The sequence below is a fragment of the Streptomyces caniscabiei genome (assembly GCF_014930365.1).
In the GTDB taxonomy this organism is placed as follows: domain Bacteria; phylum Actinomycetota; class Actinomycetes; order Streptomycetales; family Streptomycetaceae; genus Streptomyces; species Streptomyces caniscabiei.
This window is the reverse complement of sequence record NZ_JABXWI010000003.1, coordinates 424,615-447,559: the sequence shown is the minus strand read 5'-3', so window position 1 is coordinate 447,559 and position 22,945 is coordinate 424,615. Positions and strand designations below refer to the sequence as shown.

The window sequence follows — 22,945 nt, the reverse complement described above, 5'->3', positions numbered from 1 at the left end:
CGCCCCGTGACCGCGCTCCCCGGCCCCGAGCTGCCCGCTCCCGCGCCCGGCCGGTGGCGGCCCCTGCGGATCGGACTGGTCGACCTCTTCCACTACGACGTCGAGGAGTTCTGGTTCCGCGACGGCCGGCTGCTGCTGCGCGGCAACAACGGCACCGGCAAGTCCAAGGTGCTCGCCCTCACCCTCCCGTTCCTCCTGGACGGCGACCTCTCCGCCCGCCGCGTCGAACCCGACGGCGACCCGGGCAAGCGCATGGAGTGGAACCTGCTCCTGGGTGGCGCGCACCCCCATCCCGAACGGCTCGGCTACACCTGGATCGAGTTCGGACGACTCGACGCCGGCTCGGGAGAGACGCACTTCCGCACGCTGCTGTGCGGACTGAAGGCGGTCGCCGGACGCGGCGTCGCCCGCCACTGGTTCGCGGTCACCAGCCAGCGGATCGGCGCCGGCCTCGACCTGCTGGACGCGACCGGGACGGCACTGTCCCGGGACCGGCTCGCCGAGGCGGTCGGCGGTCACGGCATGGTGTACGACACCGCCAAGGCCTACCGCAGGGCGGTCGACGAAGCCCTCTTCGGGCTGGGGGAGCGGCGCTACGGCGCCCTCGTCGACCTCCTGATCCAGCTGCGCCAGCCCCAGCTGTCCAAGCGCCCCAGCGAGGCAGCACTGTCCCGGGCACTGACCGAGGCGCTGCCGCCGATGGACCAGGCGGTCGTCGCCGACGCGGCGGAGGCCTTCCGGTCGTTGGACGAGGAGAAGGAGGAACTGCGGGCCGCCCGCGAGGCCGAACAGGCGTCCTCGGCGTTCCTCGACCACTATCGCCGCTACGCCCGCCTCGCCTCCCGGCGCCGCGCCCGCCTGCCCCGCCGCGAACACGCCCGGTACGAGAACCTGCAACGGGAACTCGCCAGGGCACAGGCGGACCGAGACCAGGCCTCGGCGGAACGCGAGGAGGCCGCGGCGAGGGGCACCGCCCTCGACGAGCGGGCCGCGCGGCTGGCCGCCCAGGACGCCACGCTGCGGTCCCGGCCCGAGATGCGCGACGCCCGCGCGCTCGACCGGGCGGCGGAAGACGCCTCCCGTACGGCCGCAGACCTGAAGCGGGCCGAGGCGGACCGGCGTACGGCGGCCGAGGCACACACCCGGGTCCTGGGCCGACTCGCCACCGCGGACAACCGGCTCACAGCAGCCCGGGAGGCGTTGGACGGCATCAGGGACCGGGTGGCCGAGAGCGCGGCGGCCGCCCGCCTCGACCTTCCCCGGACGGAGGGAGCCCCCGACGCGGTCCTGCGCCGGGAGGCGGACGAGGCGACCGCGAGCAGGCGGCGCGCGGTCGAGCACGTGACGGAGCTCGTCACGCGGGCCGAGCAGGCCGAGGAGCGACACCGTGCTGCTCGGCTGCGTGTCGACGAGGCCGACGAGGAGGTCGTGCACGGGGAGGAGCGGCTGGCCGGGGCGCAGGAGAACGTCGCCCTGGCGGGGCGGGCCCTGGTCAAGGCCGTGCGGGAGCGTCTTTCCCGGTGCGTCGAGCTGCGGGTGCCCGGGCTGCCCGCGGTCCTGGACGCCGTGCAGGACTGGGCGAGCTCTGTGGACGGCCCGCTGCCGGCCCGTACGGCGGCGAGCGAGGCACATCGCGCCGCCGCCTCCCGCCTGGCCGACAGGGCGGCGGGACTGGCACATCGCGAGGCAGCGACGGCGGAGCGGCTGCGGCAGGCGATGGAGGAGATGACCGCCCTCGAAACGGGTGGGGAGCGCGGCCCCGCGGCTCCCCAGACGCGCACACCTGGCGTGCGGGACCAAGGCCCCGGCGCTCCGCTGTGGCGGCTCGTCGACTTCCGACCGCACGTCACCGAGACCGACCGCGCGGGACTGGAAGCCGCGTTGGAGGCGTCGGGGCTCCTCGACGCCTGGGTGCGGCCGGACGGCTCCGTGGTCGCGGCGGACGGCCATGACGTCATGCTGGACCCGGTCGGGCTGCTGGGCGAAGCCGGCCTCGACCGGGCGCTGTGCCCGGCGGTCGACCCTGTGGACGCGGGGGCCACCGCCGTGGGGGAGGAGACGGTCGCGCGTCTGCTCGCCTCGATCGGGCTGGCCGCGGGCGACGCCGACGGGGCCGGGGCATCCTGGGAGGCCGGCGGCCACACCTGGGTCTGCGCGGACGGGCGCTTCCGTGTTGGGGCGCTCACCGGAAGCTGGGCCAAGGACAGCGCCCAGTACGTGGGGGAAGGGGCACGGGAGCAGGCACGCCGCGTCCGCGTCGGGGAACTGCGCGCCGAGATCGACGACCTGACGGCGGAGCGGGAACGCCTGGTCGAGGAGTCGCACGCCGTGGCCGGCCGCCGTTCCGTGCTGGACGCCGAACTCGCCGCACTGCCCGGCGACGACGACCTCCGGCACGCCCACGCACGCGTCACCGCCGCGGCCGAAGCGGTCCGTCGCGCCCACGCCCGGCGGGACGAACGGGCCGCGGAGCTGGCTCCGGCGGCGGAGCGGGCCGATCGTGCGGCGACCGAACTCGCCGACACCGCGGTGGCCCTGAACCTCCCCGCCGACCACACGGCACTGGGCGCCGTGCGCCAAGCGCTCGCCGACCACACCGCCCTCCTGGCGGCCCTGTGGCCGGCACTGCGCGAACGCGCGGAGGCCGAGCGCGCGGTGACCGGTGAGCGGGAGGAGACCAGCCGGGCCGAACTCCTCGTGTCCGAACTCGCGGAGCGCGCCACGGACGCGGCTCGGGTGGCCGCGGCGGCGGACGAACACCTCACGACGCTGCGCTCCACCGTCGGAGCGGCCGTCGCCGGGCTGCAGAGGCAACTGGAGGAGACGGCTGAGGCGGCCCGGGCCTGCGAGCACGAGCAGCGGCAGGCCCGGGCGGAACACGGTGACGCCGACCGGCGGGCCAGCCGCGCCGAGGGACGCATCGAGCGGCTCACCGAGGACGTCACCGAGGCGACCGCCGCGCGTGAGGAAGCCGTCGCGGCGCTCCAGCGGTTCACCGCGACGGGGCTGCTCGCCGTCGCGCTGCCCGACATCGACGTACCGGACGACGGCGGAGGGACCTGGGCGGCGACCCCCGCCGTCGCCCTCGCGCGGGCCGTGGAGTCCCGGCTCTCCTCGATCGATGACACCGACGCGGCCTGGGAGCGCGTGCAGAAGCGGCTGAGCGAGGAGTTCGGCCGGCTTCAGGACGCGCTGTCGCGGCACGGCCACACCGCCACCGCCCGCCCGAGCGAGGACGGCATGCGGGTCGACATCGTCTACCAGGGCCGGGAACGGGCCGTGCCCGAACTCGCCGAGGCACTGGCCGTGGAGGTCGCGGAACTGACCCGCATCCTGTCCGCACGTGAGCGCGAGATCCTCCAGACCCATCTGATCACCGAGGTCGCCGGGACGCTCCAGGAACTGATCGGGGCGGCCGAACGGCAGGTGGCCGCCATGAACAGGGAGCTGGAGGAGCGTCCGACCTCCACGGGCATGAAGCTGCGGCTGGTGTGGAGAGCGTCCCGCCGGGCCCCGCAGGGACTGGCCCAGGCCCGGGAACGGCTGCGTCAGTCCGCTGACGCGTGGTCGCCCGAGGACCGGGTGGCGGTCGGCGCGTTCCTCCAGGAGCAGATCGCCCACCGGCAGGCCGACGACGACGCCGGCAGCTGGCTGGAGGATCTCACCGCCGCCCTCGACTACCGGTCCTGGCACGAGTTCGGCGTCGAGCGCCACCAGCACGGCAAGTGGGTGCCGGCCACCGGACCCGCCTCGGGCGGGGAGCGGGTACTGGCCGCCTCCGTGCCCCTGTTCGCCGCCGCATCCTCGCACTACGCGAGTGCGGGCGGCGCGCACGCCCCGCGCCTGGTCACCTTGGACGAGGCATTCGCCGGCGTCGACGACGACTCGCGCGCCAAGTGCCTCGGTCTGCTTCGCGCCTTCGACCTCGACGTCGTCATGACCAGCGAACGCGAATGGGCCTGCTACCCCCAGGTGCCGGGCATCGCCATCGCCCAGCTCGCCCGTGTCGACGACATCGACGCCGTACTGGTGACGCGTTGGGAATGGGACGGCAGCGAACGGCGGCGCGGCACGGAGCCCGGTGCCCGGCCGGAGGCGCTCGGGGCGGCTGCCCGTGCCGGTGACTCCGGCGAGGGGCCCGACGGGCCGGTGAGTCCTTTCGGCGAGCCGGGGCGGACCGTCGTCGGCGGCGCCGGCGGACAGGGGTCCCTGTGGACGTGAACCATGCGGCGACCCCGCCCGACCGCGACGGCGGCCGGGCGACGGCCGGACGCACGACACCGCCGGTCGCCACCGCGGACGCGGTACCGGCCGGGGCGTCACCGGCAGAAGCCCGGAGCGACGTCGACACCGAGCGCCTCGGGCGTCTGCTCGGCGATCCTGGCCTTGCCTGGTTCGTGGACCGCGTGCGGCAGCGCATGGCACGCGGTCGGCCGCTCACCGGCTCCGTCACCTTGTCCGCCCCCGACGACTCGCAACGGCGCGCCGTCGAGCGCCTGTTGGGACGGGCACCACGATCCAGTGGCTCCCTCGGCATTCGCCTCGCCACCGTGGACGAGATCCTGCGTCGCTCCGGTGTCAGCCCCGACGGACTGGCGGCGGCCGTCGTCGCTCTCACCGGCCCGGTCGTCCTGCTCGCCGAGGCACGGAACAGAGACGAACGGGCCTGGGAGGAGGCGTACGCCCCGCTCGGCATCCTCGACGGCGAGCTGGTCCGCTGGGCCGAACGGATCCGCGGTGACGGTCTTGTACGGCGCCTCGCCCGTACACCGGAGGCCGCGGGCGCCCTGGTAAAGGCCGCCGTGCGCGCGTTGCGTGCGCTGCCCGTGTCACCTCCGACATCGCGGGCGACGTTCGCGGCACAACACCTCTCGGGCGCCCACGCCCTGGACGAGGGGACGCCGCTCGCCACTGTCGTCCTGTCGGGCATCCGTTGCCTCACCGGCTTCCCCGACGGCTCCGGTGCGCAGTGGCGGCGGGAGGCGTGGGCCTCGGCGGGCTTGCTCAAGGACGACCTGTCGTCGACCGTCCTCACCCTGAACCTGCGTGGTACTCCACCCCTCGACTGGATGGCCGACGCAGGGGAGCCGGCGGTGCTGACGCTCCGCTTCCTCACCGGTCGCGCACCGGTTGCCTCCGTTCCCACGACGGGAGCCGTTCACATCTGCGAGAACCCGGCCGTGCTGTCCGCCGGCGCCGACACCTTCGGCCCGGCGTGCCCTCCCATGGTGTGCCTTCAGGGGCAGCCGTCCGCCGCCGCGCTCACATTGCTGCGCGACCTGTCCATGCGGGGTGTCCGCCTTCTCTACCACGGCGACTTCGACTGGGGCGGTGTGCGCATCGCCGCAGCACTCACGCGAAGCGTCCCTTGGCGGCCGTGGCGCTACACGGCGGCTGATTACCGAGCAGCAGTGAGCGCAGTGGCCGAAGCCCCGGATCTGACGGGTCGGCCCGCTGCAACTCCCTGGGACCCGACCCTGGCCGTCGCTCTCGCCGAGTGCGGTGTCCGGGTCGAGGAGGAAACGGTGCTGAACGACTTGCTCACGGACCTCGGAGCGGGCTCTCGTTGAGACGCATCTCGAGAGCGCGGCGGAAGCAGCGTCCGACGAGTACCGACTCACTCCCCCGTCATGCGACACCTTTCCGACGACGCGTCGGGTGGTGCGTGTGTCGCTCGAAAGCCTTCACGCCCGGCCCAAAGTGCCAGAGGCGCCCTCACACCCCCTCCCGTCTTGCATTCGCGCAGGTCGGGAGGGGTGCGGTAACGGTTTCTCTGTAGACCTTCAGATGTCCCGGAAGAGACCAGTGAACGCGGTGACCTGCTGCGATGAATGGCTTATGGTCGTTGAGCTGCGCGAATGACCTTTCGGGTGTTTCACGCTCGTGCCGCTTGATGGGGCTGGCAGTCCCAGAAAAGTCCCAGGGGGACTCCCACTGTTGACGGGTGCCTTTCGGCTCTGTACGGCAGTACGGGCAGTCGAACGGCCTCGTTTCCAGCGAGGGTGGTGGAGCCTGGACGTCGAGTGACTGGCGCTCGGTCGATGCCTTGCGGGATGGTGGGGTCCTGATGATCGATGACGACTCTGCGGTCGCTGGTGCCAGTGAGCCGACAGGGCCCGCTAGCCCTCGGACGCCCTACGGCGAGAGGCCCGTCGCGCGGGCCCGGCGGGCGAAGGCTCAAGAGCTGATCGAGCGGCTCGTCGCCCGAGGGCCGCGTTCGGATCACCGACCCTGATGACGACGAGGTCGCGGAGTGGCGGCGCGTCGTCAACTATGCGAAACGGCACGGCCTGGCCCCAGCGGGCAAGCGTATCGAGAAGGTTCCGTACGGTGGGCCGGGGCTGGAGCTGTTCCTTGCGGATGGCCCGCATCCCAATGCGCGGAGTCAACGGCCGAAGGCGGGCGGGGATCCGGTTCCCGTTCCCTCACGGTTGGGGAACCTCCATCCGATCGTGACCGCGCTCAAAGACGATGAGCGCCGACTCGTCATGCCTTCGGGGCTCCGCCGAAGGTCGCTTCTGCTGCTGCAGGGACTGTCGGCTGAGGCGGTCCGGCGAGGGTGCGAGGTGCGGAAGGCCCACTCGTTCTTCCACCCGCGCGAGGGCGGAGTGGACATTGCTGTCGACGGCCTCCCTTACACCGTCAGTGTCAGGCAGGAGTTCCCGCAGTCCTTGGATCCCGACCGCTCCTCTCGCCTCGTCGTGGAGCTCGCTCATGGCCTGACCGACCGACCGCCCTGGCCGCTGGCGAGATCGGAAGACCCGGACGCTCGAAGAGGCCCTGGACGCGGTCCTTGGAGAGATCGAGGTACGAGCGGCACAAGACGCCCGGCGCAGGCAGGACGAGCAGCAGCCATTGTGGAACGCGAAGTTCGCTGGCGGGCCGCGATGGAGGTGGCGAAGGAACAGGCTGTTCGAGAACAACTTGCCCAGGCCCTACGCGAAGAGGCCGGGCGCTGGCAGGAGTCTGCTGCCCTCAGTGCGTACTGCACGGCATTGGAACGTCGTATTGGCGAGCTTCACGGTGGCGTGGACGAGCCGACTCTGAGTCAGACCCGTCGCTGGTTGGAGTGGGCAAGGGCGCACGTGAGGTCGATCGACCCCTTGAGCGAGCTGCCGAAGATGCCAGACGTACGAGAACCCACGCCGGAGGAGCTCAAGCCATGTCTCAGGGGAGGGAGCCCTGACGAGCCGGAACGGCGGGGTGGTCGGTGACGCGCGCACAAGTAGTTCGCCGACCTGTTGCCGATGACGCATCATGTGGAGTGCGTGGCGATTCTGGAGCCGGTGGCGAAGGGCTCCTGACCTGCGGTTTTGCGCGTGCGCACTATGTGCGGTGTGGGCGTTACGGGCGATATCTTGACGCTGAAATGACGCTCGTGACGCTGATTTGACGCTCGTTCTGATCGGGTGTCAGGTGCACTGTCGGGTAGGTCAGGGCCCGCCCATGCGATGCGCAGCGACGGCGGGGCGAAGTCGCGACTGCATGATGGTGGGGTGGATCACTATCTCGGCGGGCTGAGTACCCGGGAGTTCGAGCATCTGCCTCAGGCACTGGCCCGGGAGATCCTCGGAGCCAATTCCGCCGAGATCCTGCCCGGTGCCTCGAATAGGGGCGTCCACTCGTTGATGCACAGGACAGGTGGCGGAGTTCCGGTCATGTTTTGTGTCTTGCCGTTCGCCGTGAAGGCCGCTGCCGCGAAGGAGCGGTGACTGACAGCGGGTATGAAAGTGGACTCCACGCTCGGCGACCGTGCCAACTCTGCCGTACGGGGCGCCTGGGGCCGTCGGCCCCTGCTCGCTGCCCAAACATTGGGAGACCGTTCAGGCTCTGAGCGGACCCCTGCTCAGACTCTGAGCGGAAATCCCGTTCAGGCTCTGAACAGAAGGTCAAGAGTGTTCACTGAGTGAACAACTGGGCCGCGGTGAGAGAGGAGTGGGCCGCTTGCGAGGGGCGACCCGCCCGGCTCATCCCGAACCCTCTGCGTGTCGACGGGTGCACGTAGGACCCTCGAGCGACGGCACGCGGAAACTCTCGCAGCCGCTTTAAGAACCTCACTCCGGCACGCCTCGACGACGAAGCTGGGTGTCACCCTTCGGGGCTGGATGACGCCAGCGTGAACTGGATCTTTGCGTACGCACCTTCACCGATCTAACGCCTATAGGTGACGCGGATCGTGGAGCATGCGTCTCACTATTCGAGATAATTGACTGACGTGTCATCAGGAAATTTTCCCAACGTCCCATCCGGTGGCGCATTTGCGCGACTTGGGGCACGCGGAGGGCGCGTAACCCCCAAAATGGGCTAGGCGGCAAACAAACCCTAGGTCGCTGACCTGGGGTTTCATAGTAGGTCGGGTGGCGAGAAGCGAACTCGCGCTCTCAGCTTGGGAAGCCATGACGCTTGGGCGGGCACACGGCTTCTGACCTGGTCGTATGCTCTCTTGGCCGGCGCCCGACAGCGCATGGCCGCACCGCTGTTGACCGCGAGTGTCCGCTCTTATGGGCACGCTGTGGGCTCGGCTTCGCAAGGCGGCGGGCAGGGCGCCTGGGTGACAGAGCTCAGTGCTTGGCTCGGCTGGTGCACATGTCCCGACTCGGGGAGGGCTTCGCCAGTGCGCAGCCTTACGGCGCAGAGCCCGCCTGCCCCCGTGGGCCCGCCGTCTGGGCCAGGGCAGGACGGTGTTGCTCGCCGACATCGAGGAGCGGACCCTCAAACGCGCCGAGCAGGTACTGACCGTTGAGGGCCTGACCGTCGTGACGCACGTCGTCGACGTGACCTCGGCCGACTCGGTACGCGAGTTGGCGAGCGCGGCCCGGGAAGCGGGAGAGGCCACCCAGGTCATGCATCCGGCCGGCCTGTCACCGGCCCATGCCTCCGGCGAGGCGATCCTCGCTGTCGACCTGCTAGGCGTCGCGCTCGTGCTTGAGGCGTTCGAGCCCGTGATCGCGCCCGGCGGCGCCGGCGTTGCCCTCGCCAGCACGGCGGCCACATGGCGGCCCCCCTGACTCGGGAGCAGGGGGAGGGTGCTGGCCACTGCGCCCTCCGGACAACTGCTCCAACTGCCTTTCCTCGCACCGGACATGGTCTCCGACGCGGGCACGGCGTACTGCATCTCCACGCGCGCCGACCACCTGCGGGTCATGGCGGCCGGCACGGCGTGGGGGGCAGCGCGGTGCGCGCGTCGACAGCGTCAGCCCCGGTGTCATCTCCACGGCCATGGGCCGGGCCGAACTCGCGGGCCCGGCGGCGAGACGATGCGCGCGCTGATCGGTATGTCCGAGACCAAACGGATCGGTACCCCCGGCGACATCGCCCGCGCCACGGCTTTCCTGCTGGGATCGGAGGCGACTTTCAACACCGGTACCGACCTGACCGTCGACGGCGGTGTCGTCGCCGCGACTCCCACGCTCGCGCAGACGGCCTGACGTGGTCCGCGACGCCGCTCCTGCCGTGGCCCGAGGAGTCCACCGCCACGGTGCCCGAGGTGGCGTCGAGTTTGTACCAGAGAGCCAGGCCGTCGGTGATCTCCGCCGCATGGGCGGGGGCCGCCGGGCCGGCAAGGCTCATGAGGAGTGAGGCGACGGCCACGGCGGCCCCGCCCGGGCCGGAGCGCCCGGCCGGAATCTCCGGAGGCCCTGAGGTCTCATGCTGTGCATGGTTCACATCCCGTGAAGAAGACATGCCTGAGGAGGGGACGCGGCGCCTCGGCCGAGGCGCCGCGTCCCGCCGGAATAGATCTGGTGTCGCGTTGCGCTCGCGGGTGGGATGCCGGCGCCCGCCCGCCCGCTCGCGGGCGGGCGGCAGGGGGGGGCGTCGCCCGAGGGCGCCGGCAGCCCGGTCGGGTCAGCTCGTCAGACGGAAGGTGGCGTCGCTGCGCCCCGTCGCGGTGGTGATCGTTTCGAGCTTGAGCTGGAAGGCGTAGTGGCGGATGTAGCGGTCGGGGTGGTTGTACGACTGGAACGAGGACCAGGTCGAGTCGGCGAGTCCGGCGACCTGCCGGAAGGTGGCGTCCTCGGCGAATGCGCTGGTGCCGTCGTCGTAGACGAGCTGGAAGTCGGATCCGTCGCTGCGCAGGTAGTAGCCGGGGAAGTTGACCGACTCGAAGGAGACGGTGCCGGAACCTGCCAGGCCGGGCCGCGGCCGGAACTTGGCGTCGTCGTTGGTGACGTTCTGGTCGATGCGCACGTCGAAGCTGCTGTGCCGCACGTAGCGGTCCTGGAAGTTGAAGGACTGCAGTCGCTTGCCCGGGACGTTGGCCCAGCGCGCCTGGATCCGGGCGTCCTCGGCGGCCGTGAGGTTCAGGATCGAGCCGTGGCGCTTCTTCGTCCCGCCCAGGGAGTAGGTGCCCGACGTCGGGAGGTTGTAGGTGCCGGGGGAGGAGGGGTTGGTCGTCGAGACCGGCATGTATCCCTTGCCGGCCGCGTACTGGTCGAGGTAGAGGGTCCACTCGTTGCGGTCGCGGAACTTCATCCACATCGGGCCCTCGACCTGGGAGCCGGTCAGGCCGATGCCGGAGAGGTTGCCGAGGGTGGTCCAGGTGCCGAGGATCGAGTTGCTGCCCTCAAGGGTGATCTGGCCGTCACCGGAGGCCCGTACGTAGCGGAAGTTGCCGACCCCGGCGGGTACCTCGACGATCTGGGTGTCGATGATGCTCTGGGTGCCGGGGCGGTCGATGTACAGCTGGGGGGTGGTGATGGTGCGGAAGTCGGTGGTGCGGGCGTAGTAGATGCGGTGCTTCAGCACGCCGTTCAGAGTGGCGTTGGTCGCCCAGTACAGGACGTAGTCGTTGGTGGCCGGGTCCCAGATCGCCTCCGGCGCCCAGGCGTTGCGTCCGTCGGGGATCGCGCCGGCGACGTTCAGCAGCCGAGGTGCGGACCAGGTGACCAGGTCGGACGACTCCCACACCACGAGGTTACGGCTGCCGTTGTTCATGGAGTCCGACCACGACTGACCGCAGCCGATGCACAGGTCGGTCGCGATGATCCAGTACTTGCTGCCGTCGGGTGAGCGGACCAGGGCGGGGTCGCGCACCCCGCGGGTGCCCACGGTGGAGCGCAGGGTCATCCCGCCGCCGTTGAGGTCGGACCAGTTCAGGCCGTCCGCGCTGTACGAGAAGTACATCTGCTGACCGGTCGATCCCTCCCCGATGAAGTGCGTCATCAGGTACCCCGGGTCGGCGGCGGCGGCCCGGTGGGGTGTGGTCACGATTTGGGCAGTGAAGAGCAGGCAGGCGGCGACGAGTATCGCTGCCAGCCGGGAGAGAACCGCAGGCATATGCGTTCCTGTTCTTATTGCAGTGCAGTGCAGTGCAGTGCAGTGCCGTGTGCAGGTGCAGGTGAGGTGGGGGGTGAGGCCCGGCGTCCGTGCCGTTTGGGAGGCACCGGCTCCGTGGGGGTGGAACTTCGCGTGCTGCGTGGTCAGCGGCCGAGGCGTTGCGGGTTTCGCGTGGGCGCGGCAGCGACTGGAACCCCGCGATGGCGGGCCGCGTGAGGAGACAGCGGAGAGGGCCGACAGGGCTGTCACAGAGTGCGACGGCGACGGGCGCGCAACACGGGCTGCCCCTTCTGACAGCCATGGTCCGAAAAATCGAACACCGTTCGCAAGTTCGTGCAGAAGATAAGTGTCGGCCGTGAGTTCGTCAATGGGACTGGCCGGTTCGGTCCCGCCCCCCACCGCACCTGACCGCTCGCCGCGCTGGAAGCCGCCGCGCGCCACCCCCTTGAACTGCACAGACCCCCGACATCACTCGGGCCGCTCCCGCAAGTCCCGGTTGCGCGGCCATTGACACGACGCCTGCGCCGGGGTCAGGATCACGCCTGCAAACACACGATTGAAACGATTCAGAATCCCGGAAGAAACAATTCCGTCCCGTCTTGCCCCCGGGCTGCCGGCGTGTTTGCCGCCCTCTCCGCTCTCCGCACATCCCCTAGGAGCCCGCGATGCACGATGTGACGCGCCGCAACATTCTTCGCTCTGCCACAGCCGTGGCCCTCGCCCCCACCCTGGGTTCCCTGATCCTGCCCGGCCTGGCGCCGACGGCGTCCGCGGCGGTCTCGTGGACCGCGAAGTGGATCTGGGCTCCGTCCAGCTCGGCGAACCAGTGGGTGGCGTTCCGCAGATCGTTCACCCTGGACTCCGCGCCCTCGAAGGCCGTGACCCAGATCGCGGCGGACTCGAAGTACTGGCTGTGGGTCAACGGCACACTCGTGGTCTTCGAGGGCGGGCTCAAGCGCGGCCCGAACCGTACGGACACGTACTACGACGAGATCGACCTCGCTCCGTACCTGACCAGCGGCAGCAACACGGTGGCGCTGCTGGTCTGGTACTTCGGCAAGCAGGGCTTCTCGCACAGCAGCAGCGGCAAGGGCGGTCTGCTGTTCCAGTCCGACATCGAGACCGGTTCGACCACGACCCGGCTGGTCAGCAACACCGGATGGAAGCACAAGGTCCACCCAGGCTATTCGAACAACACCAGCGGCACCCAGGTCAACTTCCGGCTGCCGGAGTCGAACGTCTACTACGACGCCCGCAACGCCACCGCCATGGACGACTGGCAGTCCGCCGGCTTCGACGACAGTTCCTGGAGCGCGCCCACCGACTTCGGCGCCGCCGGTGCCGCTCCCTGGAACGGCCTCGTCGAGCGTCCCGTCCCGCAGTTCCGCTACTCCGGCCTGAAGTCCTACACAAACGCCTCCTCGCTCCCGGCCACCGGCCAGGGCTCGACCGCGATCTGGGCCAACCTGCCGTCCAACATCCAGGTCACGCCGTACCTGAAGGTCGACGCCCCGGCCGGCGCGGTGATCGGCATCCAGACCGACCACTACGACGACGGCAAGGGCCTGGTGGGCATCGACCAGAAAACCATCTTCAACGTCCGTGCCACCTACGTCTGCACCGGCGGGGTCCAGGAGTTCGAGGCGCTGGCCTGGATGAGCGGTACCGCCGTGCGGTACATCATCCCGGCGGGCGTGACGATCGTGGAGCTGAAGTACCGGGAATCCGGGTACGACACGGACTTCGACGGGTCGTTCACCAGCAGCGACGCCCTCTTCGACACGGTGTGGACCAAGGCCGCCCGCACCATGTACGTCAACATGCGGGACAACTACATGGACTGCCCCACCCGTGAGCGTGCCCAGTGGTGGGGCGACGTGGTCAACCAGCTGAAGGAAGGTTTCTACACCTTCGACACCAACTCCCACGCCCTGGGCAAGAAGGCCATCTCGCAGCTGGCCGCCTGGGCGAAGGACACCGGGGCTCTCTACTCCCCGATGCCCTCGACCATCTGGACCGCCGAACTGCCCAACCAGATGCTCGCCTCGGTGTGGTCGTTCTGGACGTTCCACCTCTACACCGGCGACACGAGCACCGTCACCGGCGCCTACCCGGCGGTGAAGAAGTACCTGGACCTGTGGGGTCTGGGCAGCGACGGACTGGTGGCCCACCGCTCCGGGGACTGGGACTGGCAGGACTGGGGCAGCAACATCGACACCCGGGTCCTGAACAACTGCTGGTACTACCTGGCCCTGGACACCGCCGCCAAGCTCGCCGACCTCAGCGGCAACTCCGGCGACGTCGCCGGATGGCAGGCCCAGCGCACCAGCATCAAGGCCAACTTCGACTCCCTGCTGTGGAACTCCACGAAGAACGAGTACCGCTCGCCGTCCTACACCGGCGACACCGACGACCGGGCCAACGCCCTCGCGGTGGTCGCGGGCCTGGCCACGCCCAGCCACTACCCGGCGATCACCAACGTGCTGCGCACCCACCTCAACGCCAGCCCGTACATGGAGTTCTACGTCCTGGAGGCGCTGTATCTGATGGGCGCGGCCACGGTCGCCGAGGAGCGGATGCGCAACCGCTTCGCCGCCCAGGTCGCCGACCCCGCCTGCCACACCCTGTGGGAGGTCTGGGTCAAGTCGCAGGGCACCGACAACCACGCCTGGAACGGCGGCCCGCTGTACGCCCTGTCCGCGTACGCCGCAGGCGTCCGCCCCGCCACGGCAGGCTGGAAGACCTACGAGGTCATCCCGCAGACCGGCACCCTCACGAAGATCAACACGGTGACGCCGACCGTCGAGGGAACCATCCGCTTCGGCATCGAGCGGGACGGCACCCAGGTGACCCTCACCCTCACCTCACCCGGTGGCACGACGGCCCGCGTCGGTGTGCCCACCTACGGCGGCTCCCAGCCGGTCATCAAGGCGAACGGCACCACCGTCTTCACCGGCGGTTCCTCGACGGGCAGCGTCAGCGGTCTGAGCTATGACGGCAAGGACTCCTCGTACGTCTACTTCAAGGTCCAGCCGGGCAGCTGGACGTTCACGGCGACAGGCACCGGCCGCCTCGACGACCTCGCCCTGAACCGGACGGTCACCAGCAACAACAGCCTGGAGAACAGCAGTTGGGGCAGGAACCGGCTCACCGACGGCAAGCTCACCAGCGTCAGCGGCGCCCGGGGCTACACCAGCAACGACTTCGCCTCGGCCGACGTCAGCGCGAACCCCGTCTGGGTGGAGATCGACCTCGGCGCCGACACCGACCTGGACGCCGTACGCCTCTTCCCCCGCACCGACACCGCGGGAGCGGGCGGCGGTACGGCGGGCTTCCCCGTCGACTTCACGATCCAGACCCGCCCCGACGGATCCAGCACCTACACCACCGTCCGCACCGTCACCGGCCAGGCCAACCCCGACGGTAAGGTCCAGACGTACGGCTTCAAGACCACCACGGCCCGCCATGTCCGCCTGCAGGTCACCAAACTCGGCACCCCCGCCTCCGACGAGTCCACCAAGTTCCGTCTGCAGCTCGCCGAACTCACCGTCCCGACCGCCGCGACGACCGTCACGGCCAACTACACGCTGGAGAACAGCGACTGGGGCAAGACCCGGATCCTGGACGGCACCACCACCAGCGTCACCGGTGCCAGGGGCTTCACCAGCATCGACTTCCCCGCCGCCGACGTCAGCGGCACACCCGTGTGGATCGAGGTCGACCTCGGCGCCGACCGGTCCATCGGCTCCGTCACCCTCCACCCGCGCACCGACGCCAGTGGAGCCGGCGGCGGCTCGGCGAACTTCCCCGTCGACTTCACACTCCAGACCCGCCCCGACGGATCCGGCACCTACACCACCGCCCGCACCGTCACCGGCCAGGCCAACCCGAGCGGAGCCGCCCAGACCTACACCCTCACCTCCACCACCGGCCGCCACCTGCGCCTGACCGCGACGAAACTCGGCACCCCGGCCTCCGACGAAACCACCAAGTTCCGCCTGCAGCTGGCCGAGATCGGCATCAAGTAGCACGCCGCGGTCGCAGTGGCCTGCCCCGACACACACCCGTGTGCCGGGGCAGGCAGCCCGGCGAACAGCGACCACTGGATGAACGAGTTCGGCTCCGGCTGGGGTCCTGCCGCTGTGCCGTTCCGGGCTGAGCCGGCCTTCGAGCATGTCGATGACGGTCTCGCGGAAGGCGGGGCAAGGGAGTGGGGCGTAGTCGATCCGCCGGAGGCTTCCGGGCCAGGTCGGAAGTCCTGGAACAACACCTTCCGCAAGCAGCGGTGGAACGTCGACGCGGACGGCACCGTCGCCCCCCGGTGAACGGCGGCGTCTGCCTCACTTCCGCCGACGCGGGAACCGCCAACAGCACCCAGTTGGTCCCGTGGATCTGTGACGGCGGCAACGAACAGGAGCGGACACGGTCGTAAGTCCCCACGACGGTGTGAAGCGAGGGCCCGATCCGAAAGCGGATCAGGGCCTTCGTCCCCACAAGCACCCGGCTTTCTGAAGGCACCCCTTAAGGGCACGCAGAGGGCATGCAACCCCCGAATTGGTCTAGATAACAAACAAGCCCCAGGTCGCTGACCTGGGGTTCCTCTCTGGAGCGGGTGACGAGAATCGAACTCGCGCTCTCAGCTTGGGGAGCGACGGCGCCTGCACTGGCTTCGCGGCTCTGACCAGCACGGATACCTGTTGGGGGGGTCTGTACGGTGATCGGTGTAACTCCTGAGCTGGAAGCGACAGTTGATGACTGACGTGACGAGTGACACCGAGGCCGGGAAGGCCGCTGTGGGTGGTGCGAGCGCCGTGGATGACGGGCTGGTCGCCGAGTTGGTTGCCCGGGCTCAGGCCGGTGGCGTGAAGCTCACCGGGGAGGGCGGCCTCCTGCAGCTGCTGACCAAGCGGGTGTTGGAGTCCGCGCTGGAGGGCGAGCTCACTGACCATCTGGGACATGAGCCCGGCGAGAGGGCCGAGGGTGGCAGGGAGAACTACCGCAACGGGCACCGGTCCAAGACGGTGATCACCGAGTCGGGGCCGGTCGAGATCGCTGTGCCGCGGGACCGGGCCGGGTCGTTCGAGCCCCAGCTGGTCAAGAAGCGCCAGCGGCGTCTGGGCGGGGTGGACGAGATGGTCCTGTCGCTGTCGGTGAAGGGGCTGACGCATGGGGAGATCTCCGCGCATCTCGCCGAGGTGTACGGCACGGAGATCTCCAAGTCCACAATCTCCACGATCACCGACAGCGTGATGGCCGGCATGGCGGAATGGCAGAACCGCCAGCTGGACAGCGTCTACCCGGTCGTCTTCATCGACTGTGTGAACGTGAAGGTCAGGGTTCTGTCGACGATCTTGTGATCCGGTGGGTTGGGGGTTCATCGTGTGAGTAGGACGCGTTTGCGAAGGAGATCGAGGCTGGCCCTGCCGAACATCTGGCGTTTTAGCATCTTCAGCCGGTTGATGTTGCCCTCGACGGCGCCGGAACTGTGCGGCAGGGACAGCCCGTTGTGGACCGCGTCGAAGTCGCGGCGGAGGTTGCGGGCGAAGCCCGCAAGCGGAGCCAGGCTGTCCCGTTCGATGTCGGTGATCCACTCTTCGAGGCGGTCGCCGTGGCGGCCGGTCATCATCGCGGCGAACTTCCTGATGTGAAGAGTGAGCCGGTCGAGGTCGGGGTCGCGCTCACGCAGCCGGTGCAGCTTGTCGGCGTCCTCGTTTCGCAGGTGCTCGGGGTGGGTCATCATCCAGGAGGTGACCTCGCGGACCGATGGAGGCTTCGGTCCCGGGTCGGGTGCGTGTCCGCGCCCGGTCCGGTAGCGCCGCAGATGCCGCTGAACAGCCAACTCTCCACCGGGGTAGCCGAGTTGCTGGATTTCGCGGTAGAGCTGGGCGGCGTTCCTGACGCCCTCGTTCCAGCGCCGGTGCAAGTAGCCGACGTACGGGTCGACGACATGTGCTCGTTGGAGGTTCTTGGCCACGACATCATCGGCGGAGCGGGCGTTGACCAGTTTACGGACCGTGGCCTGGTGCAGCCCGAGCTTCCGACCGATCGCCGCCTTCGACATCCCCTGCTGCCACAGATCATGGGCGGCAGCATGCTGCTCGCGCAGCCGGATCACGATCTTCAGGTCTTTCGGTGGCTGGACCACCTCGGGCTCCACCTCCGCGTGGTCGGGGCCGGAGGCCGAGCCGGGAGGTGGTTCGGCCAGGTGGGAGCGATGGGCGTTGACCGTCTTCTCGACCGCCTGGCCGAGGTTGGCCCACAGGTGATAGCGATCCGCGACCTGTTCGGCCTGCGGCGCCCCGACCCGAGCGCCCTCCGCGTAACCGCTGGAACGGTCCCGGCAAATGACCTTCACCTCGGGGTGATCGCGGAGCCAGACAGCCAGGTCTTCGCCTTCGCGGCCGTCGTAGAGGTGCAGCGGCCGGTGGGTGGCCATGTCGATCAACACCGTGCCGTAGTGGCGGCCCTTGCGGAAGGCGAAGTCGTCGACGCCGAGGATCTCCACCTTGCCGATCTCCGGCTCGGGCAGGGCCCTGACCAGCCGCAACAGTGTGTCCTTACCTATGGTGAGGCCGACCGCGGACGCCAGTCGCGCTCCTGCCCGGCCGGCCAGGGCCAGCCCGATCTGCGTCAACACCTCGCGCAGCAGCGGGGTATGCCGACTGTGCGGGGTGGTCAGTCCGGAGATCTGTTCGGCGAACGTCACCGCCGTGCAGGCAGGGTTCTCGCAGCGGAAGCGGCGCACGCATAACTCGATCACGACACCGAGCCCGCCCACGGCGACATCACGCAGCCTGCGTACGTACTGGCCGTGCACTCGGGCCGAGCTCTGACCGCACCGACAGGAGCCAGCCGTCGCCCGCACCCGCGTTCTCAGCACCACCTGGTCCGGTCGCCTCTCCACCTCCTCGATCAGCAGCGCGGACAGGTACGGAAACAGCTCCAGGAGCACATCACGAGAGCACGCGATGCATGATCGCGAACAGGCGGAGCAACGTACTCAGCCGTCCGGATCACAAGATCGTCGACAGAACCAAGGTCAGGGACGGGCAGGTCGCCAACCGGCCCGTCTACATGGCGGTGGCGGTCACCGCCGAGGGGCACCGGGACATCCTGGGCCTGTGGATCGGCGACGGTGGTGAAGGTGCGAAGTACTGGCTCCAGGTCCTGACCGAGATCAAGAACCGCGGCGCGGCCGATGTCCTGATGCTGGTCTGTGACGGCCTGACCGGTCTCCCGGATGCCGTGAATACCGTCTGGCCTGCGACGATCGTCCAGACCTGTGTCGTTCACCTGCTGAGGAACAGCTTCCGTTACGCGGCCCGGCAGGACTGGGAGAAGATCGCGAAGGCGCTCAGGCCCGTCTACACCGCGCCGACCGAGGAGGCCGCTCTGGAGCGGTTCGTGGAGTTCACCGACGCCTGGGGCGGGAAGTATCCGGCGATCGTCCGGCTCTGGGAGGCGGCCTGGGCGGAGTTCGTGCCCTTCCTCCAGTTCGACGTGGAGATCCGCAAGATCGTCTGCACCACGAACGCGATCGAGAGCATCAACGCACGGATCCGCAAGGCCGTCCGGGCCCGGGGGCACTTCCCCACAGACCAGGCCGCCCTCAAGTGCGTCTACCTGGCCGTCATGAGCCTGGACCCGACCGGCACCGGACGCAAACGTTGGACCATCCGCTGGAAGGCCGCACTCCAAGCCTTCGACATCACCTTCGACGGCCGGCTCACCGCCGGACGCCGCTGAACAAAACCGACCGAGTTCCACCGTTCGCTACACAGACCCCGCCCACCCAGACCGACGCACGCCGAGGCGAGTTCGTCGATCCGCGCGATGGAGCCATCTCCCTCAAGGACTACATCGCCACCCACTGGTGGCCCACCCAGAGCGGTGACCCGTCCACGATCGAGCGGATCGAGCAGAGGGTGCGTCGGCACGTCGTTCCTCACCTGGGTGCTCAGCCGCTCAACGCCATCGGCACCGAAGTCCTGCGTCACTGGAAGAAGCGGTTGGAGAAGGACCTCGGTCCGACCTCGATCCGTCTGGTCTGGGCGACGCTCTCCAGCGTTCTCCAGGCCGCCGTCGAGGACCGTCGTCTCGGACGCAATCCCTGTCGGTCCAGCACGGTCGGTCCTCCGGCCGCCACACCCGGCAGGGTCGAGGCGTGGTCGCCCGAGCGGGTGCTGGCGGTACGGGAGGCACTGCCCGACCGCTACCGGCTCCTCCTTGTGATCGGCGCGGGTCTTGGGCTCCGGCAGGGAGAGGCGCTCGGGCTCGCCCTGGAAGACATCGACTTCGCCAAGGAAGTCGTCCACGTTCGGCGGCAGGTCAAGATGGTGCGGGCGAAGCTCTGTTTCGCGCTTCCCAAGGGCCGCAAGGTCAGGGACGTGCCGCTGCCGTCCAGCGTGGCCCGGGCCATTCGGCAGCACATCGAGCTGTTCGCGCCGGTTCCGGTCACGCTGCCCTGGGACGACCCGACTCCACCGGAGACGCCGGTGGAGGCCAAGCACCGGCGGCCGAGGACCTACAACCTCCTGGTGACGGGACGCGAACGGAAGGCCATCAACCGGAACTACTTCAACTCCTACGTGTGGAAGCCCGCGTTGGCCGGAGCGGGTGTGATCGCATCGCTAGAGGAAGGCGGCACCGATGGTGCTCGCGTGTGGGAGCCGTCCCGGGAGCACGGCTTCCACGCCCTGCGCCACTTCTACGCCTCCGAGGAACTGGAGGCTGGCGAATCAATCGTCTCCCTGGCACGCTGGCTGGGGCACTCCGACCCCGGGTTCACGCTGCGGAAGTACTCGCACTTCCTGCCCCGCGCCGGCGCCGGGGCAGCGCCGCCATCGACGCGATCTTCGCGTAGCCGCGGCCAGTCCGCAGAGGCTGTTGAGCGCGGCCCGTAGCCCGCCGCAGGCCCAAAGTCCCAGAGAAGTCCCAGAGATGCCGCCGCACCCCTCCCTGACCCGCTAAGTAGCAGGTCAGACGGGGTGCGGCGGCATCGTCGTATCAAATGTCGCGGAAGATCTCGATCTGCGCCCCCACCGTGTTCAGTCGCTCCGCGAGGTCCTCGTACCCCCGGTTGATGACATAGACGTTGCGGAGCACCGACGTGCCCTCGGCGGCCATCATCGCGAGGAGAACGACCACGGCGGGGCGCAGTGCGGGCGGGCACATCATCTCGGCGGCGCGCCAGCGGGTGGGGCCCTCGACCAACACCCGGTGGGGGTCGAGGAGTTGGAGGCGACCGCCGAGGCGGTTGAGGTCGGTCAGATAGATCGCGCGGTTGTCGTAGACCCAGTCGTGGATGAGGGTCTGGCCCTGCGCGGCGGCGGCGATGGCCGCGAAGAACGGGACGTTGTCGATGTTCAGGCCGGGGAACGGCATGGGGTGGATCTTGTCGATGGGGGCCTGGAGCTTGGAGGGGCGGACGGTGAGGTCCACCAGGCGGGTGCGGCCGTTGTCGGCGAAGTACTCCGCCGAGCGGTCGTGGTCGAGGCCCATCTCCTCCAGGACCGCCAGTTCGATCTCCAGGAACTCGATCGGCACCCGGCGCACGGTCAGTTCGGACTCGGTGACGACCGCCGCGGCGAGCAGGCTCATCGCCTCGACCGGGTCCTCGGAGGGCGAGTAGTCGACGTCCACGTCGATGTGCGGCACCCCGTGCACGGTGAGCGTGGTGGTGCCGATGCCCTCGACCCGTACGCCGAGGGCCTCCAGGAAGAAGCAGAGGTCCTGGACCATGTAGTTGGACGAGGCGTTGCGGATGACGGTGACGCCGTCGTGCCGGGAGGCGGCGAGCAGCGCGTTCTCGGTCACCGTGTCGCCGCGCTCGGTCAGCACGATCGGGCGGCCGGGGACGACGGAGCGGTCCACCTCGGCGTGGTAGAGCCCCTCGGTGGCCGTGATGTCGAGGCCGAACCGGCGCAGGGCGATCATGTGCGGCTCGATCGTCCGCGTCCCGAGGTCGCAACCGCCCGCGTACGGCAGCTTGAAGTGGTCCATGCGGTGCAGCAGCGGGCCGAGGAACATGATGATCGAGCGGGTGCGGCGCGCCGCCTCCGCGTCGATCGCGTCGAGGTCCACCTCGGCGGGCGGCACGATCTCCAGGTCGACCCCGCCGTTGATCCACCGGGTGCGTACGCCGATGGAGCCGAGCACCTCCAGAAGGCGGTACACCTCCTCGATGCGGGCCACCCTGCGCAGCACTGTGCGCCCCTTGTTCAACAAGGAGGCGCACAGCAGCGCGACACACGCGTTCTTGCTGGTCTTCACGTCGATCGCACCCGACAGCCGACGTCCGCCGACCACCCGCAGATGCATCGGACCCGCGTAGCCCAGTGAGACGATCTCGCTGTCGAGGGCTTCACCGATTCGGGCGATCATCTCAAGGCTGATGTTTTGATTACCGCGCTCGATACGATTCACCGCGCTCTGGCTCGTGCCGAGCGCCTCCGCCAACTGCGACTGTGTCCAGCCGCGGTGCTGCCGGGCGTCACGGATGAGCTTGCCGATGCGTTCGAGGTAGTCGTCTGCCATGAGGGCAAGGTTATCTCAGATATGAGATGACGCCTCTTGGGGGGTCCGTTGGGGCCGTGACGCGGGCCCGTTCGGGTGAAGGGTGTGACGAACCGTCAGCCGTGTTCAGTGGCGCCGCGCGTCACGGGTGCGGCGCCAGCCGAAGGGCCCGGGCAGGTCCATCGAGGTCGTACGGCGACCCGTGCTGCTGTGGGTGTGGCGGGGGCCGTTGCGGCCGCCGGTGGTGATGGACCAGGAGCGCTTGTTGATGTTCAGTCGCACCCCCGGCAGGATCCGGAAGCTCTTGCGGAACGTGAGCGGCATGGCTGTCTCCTTCCCGTTGCCCGACGGGTACCCCGCTCTTCGGTCCGCATCCCTCCCGCCTACGACAACTGGGCTCTGCCGGGGGGTACTTGCCTCAGCGGGGCGGCAGTACGCAGAACTCGTGGCCGTCGGGGTCGACCAGGACCGCCCAGTCGGCCGCGCCCTGGCCGATGTCGACGGGGGTCGCGCCGAGCGAGACCAGGCGGTCGATCTCGCTTCGCTGGTCGCTGTCGGCGGACGGGACGAGGTCGAAGTGGAGGCGGTACTTCCCGACCTTCGGGGCCAGGGGCGGACCGCCCCAGGTGATCTTCGTGCCGCCGTGCGGCGACTGGATCGCGGTCTCCTCGTCCTGGTCCCAGACCAGGGGCCAGCCCAGCGCCCGGCTCCAGAAGTACCCGACCTCCTGCGAGCCGTCGCTCGCGAGCGCGCCGATGAATCCGCAGCCGGCGAGGAAGCCGTTGCCCGGTTCGATGACACAGAACTCGTTGCCCTCGGGGTCCGCGAGGACCACGTGCTTCTCGTCCGGGAGCTGCCCGATGTCGATGTGGCGCCCGCCGAGCTCCAGCGCCCGCGCCACGATCCGCCGCTGGTCGTCGAGGGAGGTGCTGGTGAGGTCGAAGTGCATCTGGTTGGGCACGGTCTTCTTCTCCTGGCTGGGCAGGAAGCGCAGCCGGAGCCCGGTGTCGTCGTCCGGGGCGAGCGCGATGCCCCCGTAGGGGTCCTCGGTCGTCTCCCGGTCCAGGACGCCGGCCCAGAAGTGCGCGAGACCGGCGGGGTCGTTCGCGTCGAAGCTGAGCGCGTGGAGGTGGGACGTCATCGCGTGGGATCT

At 69.5% G+C, this 22,945-nt stretch carries 13 protein-coding genes and 2 pseudogenes; 10 read left to right on the top strand and 5 right to left on the bottom strand.

Annotated features, from left to right (window positions below; translation table 11 throughout):
* Positions 1 to 6: 6 nt before the first annotated feature.
* From HW837_RS10240 to HW837_RS49960, 5 genes are all read left to right on the top strand, one after another.
* On the top strand, positions 7 to 4,221 hold the full coding sequence (locus HW837_RS10240) for a TIGR02680 family protein (protein WP_078853862.1): 4,215 nt from the start codon (positions 7 to 9) through the stop codon (positions 4,219 to 4,221).
* A complete protein-coding gene (locus HW837_RS10235; protein ID WP_234442779.1) occupies positions 4,212 to 5,570 on the top strand; it encodes a TIGR02679 family protein in 1,359 nt (452 codons plus the stop codon). The genes HW837_RS10240 and HW837_RS10235 overlap by 10 nt, the downstream gene beginning before the upstream one ends.
* Before the next feature lie 1,926 nt (positions 5,571 to 7,496).
* Positions 7,497 to 7,712 (top strand): hypothetical protein, encoded by a 216-nt coding sequence (locus HW837_RS10230; RefSeq protein WP_193380627.1) that lies wholly within the window; start codon positions 7,497 to 7,499, stop codon positions 7,710 to 7,712.
* 852 nt (positions 7,713 to 8,564) lie between these two features.
* The gene (locus tag HW837_RS48520; RefSeq protein ID WP_336512558.1) at positions 8,565 to 9,008 is read left to right on the top strand and encodes an SDR family oxidoreductase; all 444 of its coding nucleotides are present in this window, start codon (positions 8,565 to 8,567) and stop codon (positions 9,006 to 9,008) included.
* Between the two features lie 75 nt (positions 9,009 to 9,083).
* Entirely contained in the window at positions 9,084 to 9,428 is a 345-nt protein-coding gene (locus HW837_RS49960) for an SDR family oxidoreductase (protein ID WP_319677849.1), read from the top strand.
* 418 nt (positions 9,429 to 9,846) lie between these two features.
* On the opposite strand, the gene HW837_RS10220 is transcribed toward HW837_RS49960, so the two are convergent.
* Positions 9,847 to 11,277: a glycoside hydrolase family 43 protein gene (locus HW837_RS10220; RefSeq protein ID WP_193380628.1), complete on the bottom strand. Its 1,431-nt coding sequence runs from the start codon at positions 11,275 to 11,277 to the stop codon at positions 9,847 to 9,849.
* Between the two features lie 665 nt (positions 11,278 to 11,942).
* Between HW837_RS10220 and HW837_RS10215 the strand changes: the two genes are divergently transcribed.
* The 3 genes and pseudogenes from HW837_RS10215 to HW837_RS10205 all read left to right on the top strand — a co-directional run.
* Positions 11,943 to 15,305, top strand: a complete 3,363-nt coding sequence (locus HW837_RS10215; protein WP_237270094.1) for an alpha-L-rhamnosidase-related protein — start codon at positions 11,943 to 11,945, stop codon at positions 15,303 to 15,305.
* A 78-nt stretch (positions 15,306 to 15,383) separates the two neighbouring features.
* Positions 15,384 to 15,602: a hypothetical protein gene (locus HW837_RS10210; protein ID WP_193380629.1), complete on the top strand. Its 219-nt coding sequence runs from the start codon at positions 15,384 to 15,386 to the stop codon at positions 15,600 to 15,602.
* A 426-nt stretch (positions 15,603 to 16,028) separates the two neighbouring features.
* Positions 16,029 to 16,613: pseudogene (locus HW837_RS10205) on the top strand (transposase); the annotation flags it as partial.
* Positions 16,614 to 16,651: 38 nt separating this feature from the next.
* On the opposite strand, the gene HW837_RS10200 reads toward HW837_RS10205, so the two are convergent.
* Entirely contained in the window at positions 16,652 to 18,142 is a 1,491-nt protein-coding gene (locus HW837_RS10200; protein ID WP_193380744.1) for an ISL3 family transposase, read from the bottom strand.
* A 170-nt stretch (positions 18,143 to 18,312) separates the two neighbouring features.
* On the opposite strand from HW837_RS10200, the pseudogene HW837_RS10195 reads away from it, so the two are divergent.
* Both HW837_RS10195 and HW837_RS10190 read left to right on the top strand, forming a co-directional pair.
* Positions 18,313 to 19,023: pseudogene (locus HW837_RS10195) on the top strand (IS256 family transposase); the annotation flags it as partial.
* 179 nt (positions 19,024 to 19,202) lie between these two features.
* Positions 19,203 to 20,180 carry a tyrosine-type recombinase/integrase gene (locus HW837_RS10190; protein WP_313895502.1) on the top strand — a complete coding sequence of 326 codons (978 nt, stop codon included), beginning with the start codon at positions 19,203 to 19,205 and terminating at the stop codon, positions 20,178 to 20,180.
* Positions 20,181 to 20,283: 103 nt separating this feature from the next.
* Here HW837_RS10190 and HW837_RS10185 read toward each other — a convergent pair whose 3' ends face one another.
* The 3 genes from HW837_RS10185 to HW837_RS10175 all read right to left on the bottom strand — a co-directional run bounded on the left by HW837_RS10185 (position 20,284) and on the right by HW837_RS10175 (position 22,933).
* On the bottom strand, positions 20,284 to 21,813 hold the full coding sequence (locus HW837_RS10185; protein ID WP_045559906.1) for a helix-turn-helix domain-containing protein: 1,530 nt from the start codon (positions 21,811 to 21,813) through the stop codon (positions 20,284 to 20,286).
* Between the two features lie 105 nt (positions 21,814 to 21,918).
* Positions 21,919 to 22,116 carry a DUF4236 domain-containing protein gene (locus HW837_RS10180; protein WP_045559905.1) on the bottom strand — a complete coding sequence of 66 codons (198 nt, stop codon included), beginning with the start codon at positions 22,114 to 22,116 and terminating at the stop codon, positions 21,919 to 21,921.
* Between the two features lie 94 nt (positions 22,117 to 22,210).
* On the bottom strand, positions 22,211 to 22,933 hold the full coding sequence (locus HW837_RS10175; RefSeq protein ID WP_045559904.1) for a VOC family protein: 723 nt from the start codon (positions 22,931 to 22,933) through the stop codon (positions 22,211 to 22,213).
* Positions 22,934 to 22,945: the final 12 nt, after the last annotated feature.

What these genes read in the sequence shown, in the direction of transcription:
- HW837_RS10175 (WP_045559904.1), bottom strand. Translation starts at nt 22,933, where the DNA reads ATGACGTCCCACCTCCACGCGCTCAGCTTCGACGCGAACGACCCCGCC.
- HW837_RS10210 (WP_193380629.1), top strand. Translation starts at nt 15,384, where the DNA reads ATGAACGAGTTCGGCTCCGGCTGGGGTCCTGCCGCTGTGCCGTTCCGG.
- HW837_RS10215 (WP_237270094.1), top strand. Translation starts at nt 11,943, where the DNA reads ATGCACGATGTGACGCGCCGCAACATTCTTCGCTCTGCCACAGCCGTG.
- HW837_RS49960 (WP_319677849.1), top strand. Translation starts at nt 9,084, where the DNA reads ATGGTCTCCGACGCGGGCACGGCGTACTGCATCTCCACGCGCGCCGAC.
- HW837_RS10220 (WP_193380628.1), bottom strand. Translation starts at nt 11,277, where the DNA reads ATGCCTGCGGTTCTCTCCCGGCTGGCAGCGATACTCGTCGCCGCCTGC.
- HW837_RS10185 (WP_045559906.1), bottom strand. Translation starts at nt 21,813, where the DNA reads ATGGCAGACGACTACCTCGAACGCATCGGCAAGCTCATCCGTGACGCC.
- HW837_RS10180 (WP_045559905.1), bottom strand. Translation starts at nt 22,116, where the DNA reads ATGCCGCTCACGTTCCGCAAGAGCTTCCGGATCCTGCCGGGGGTGCGA.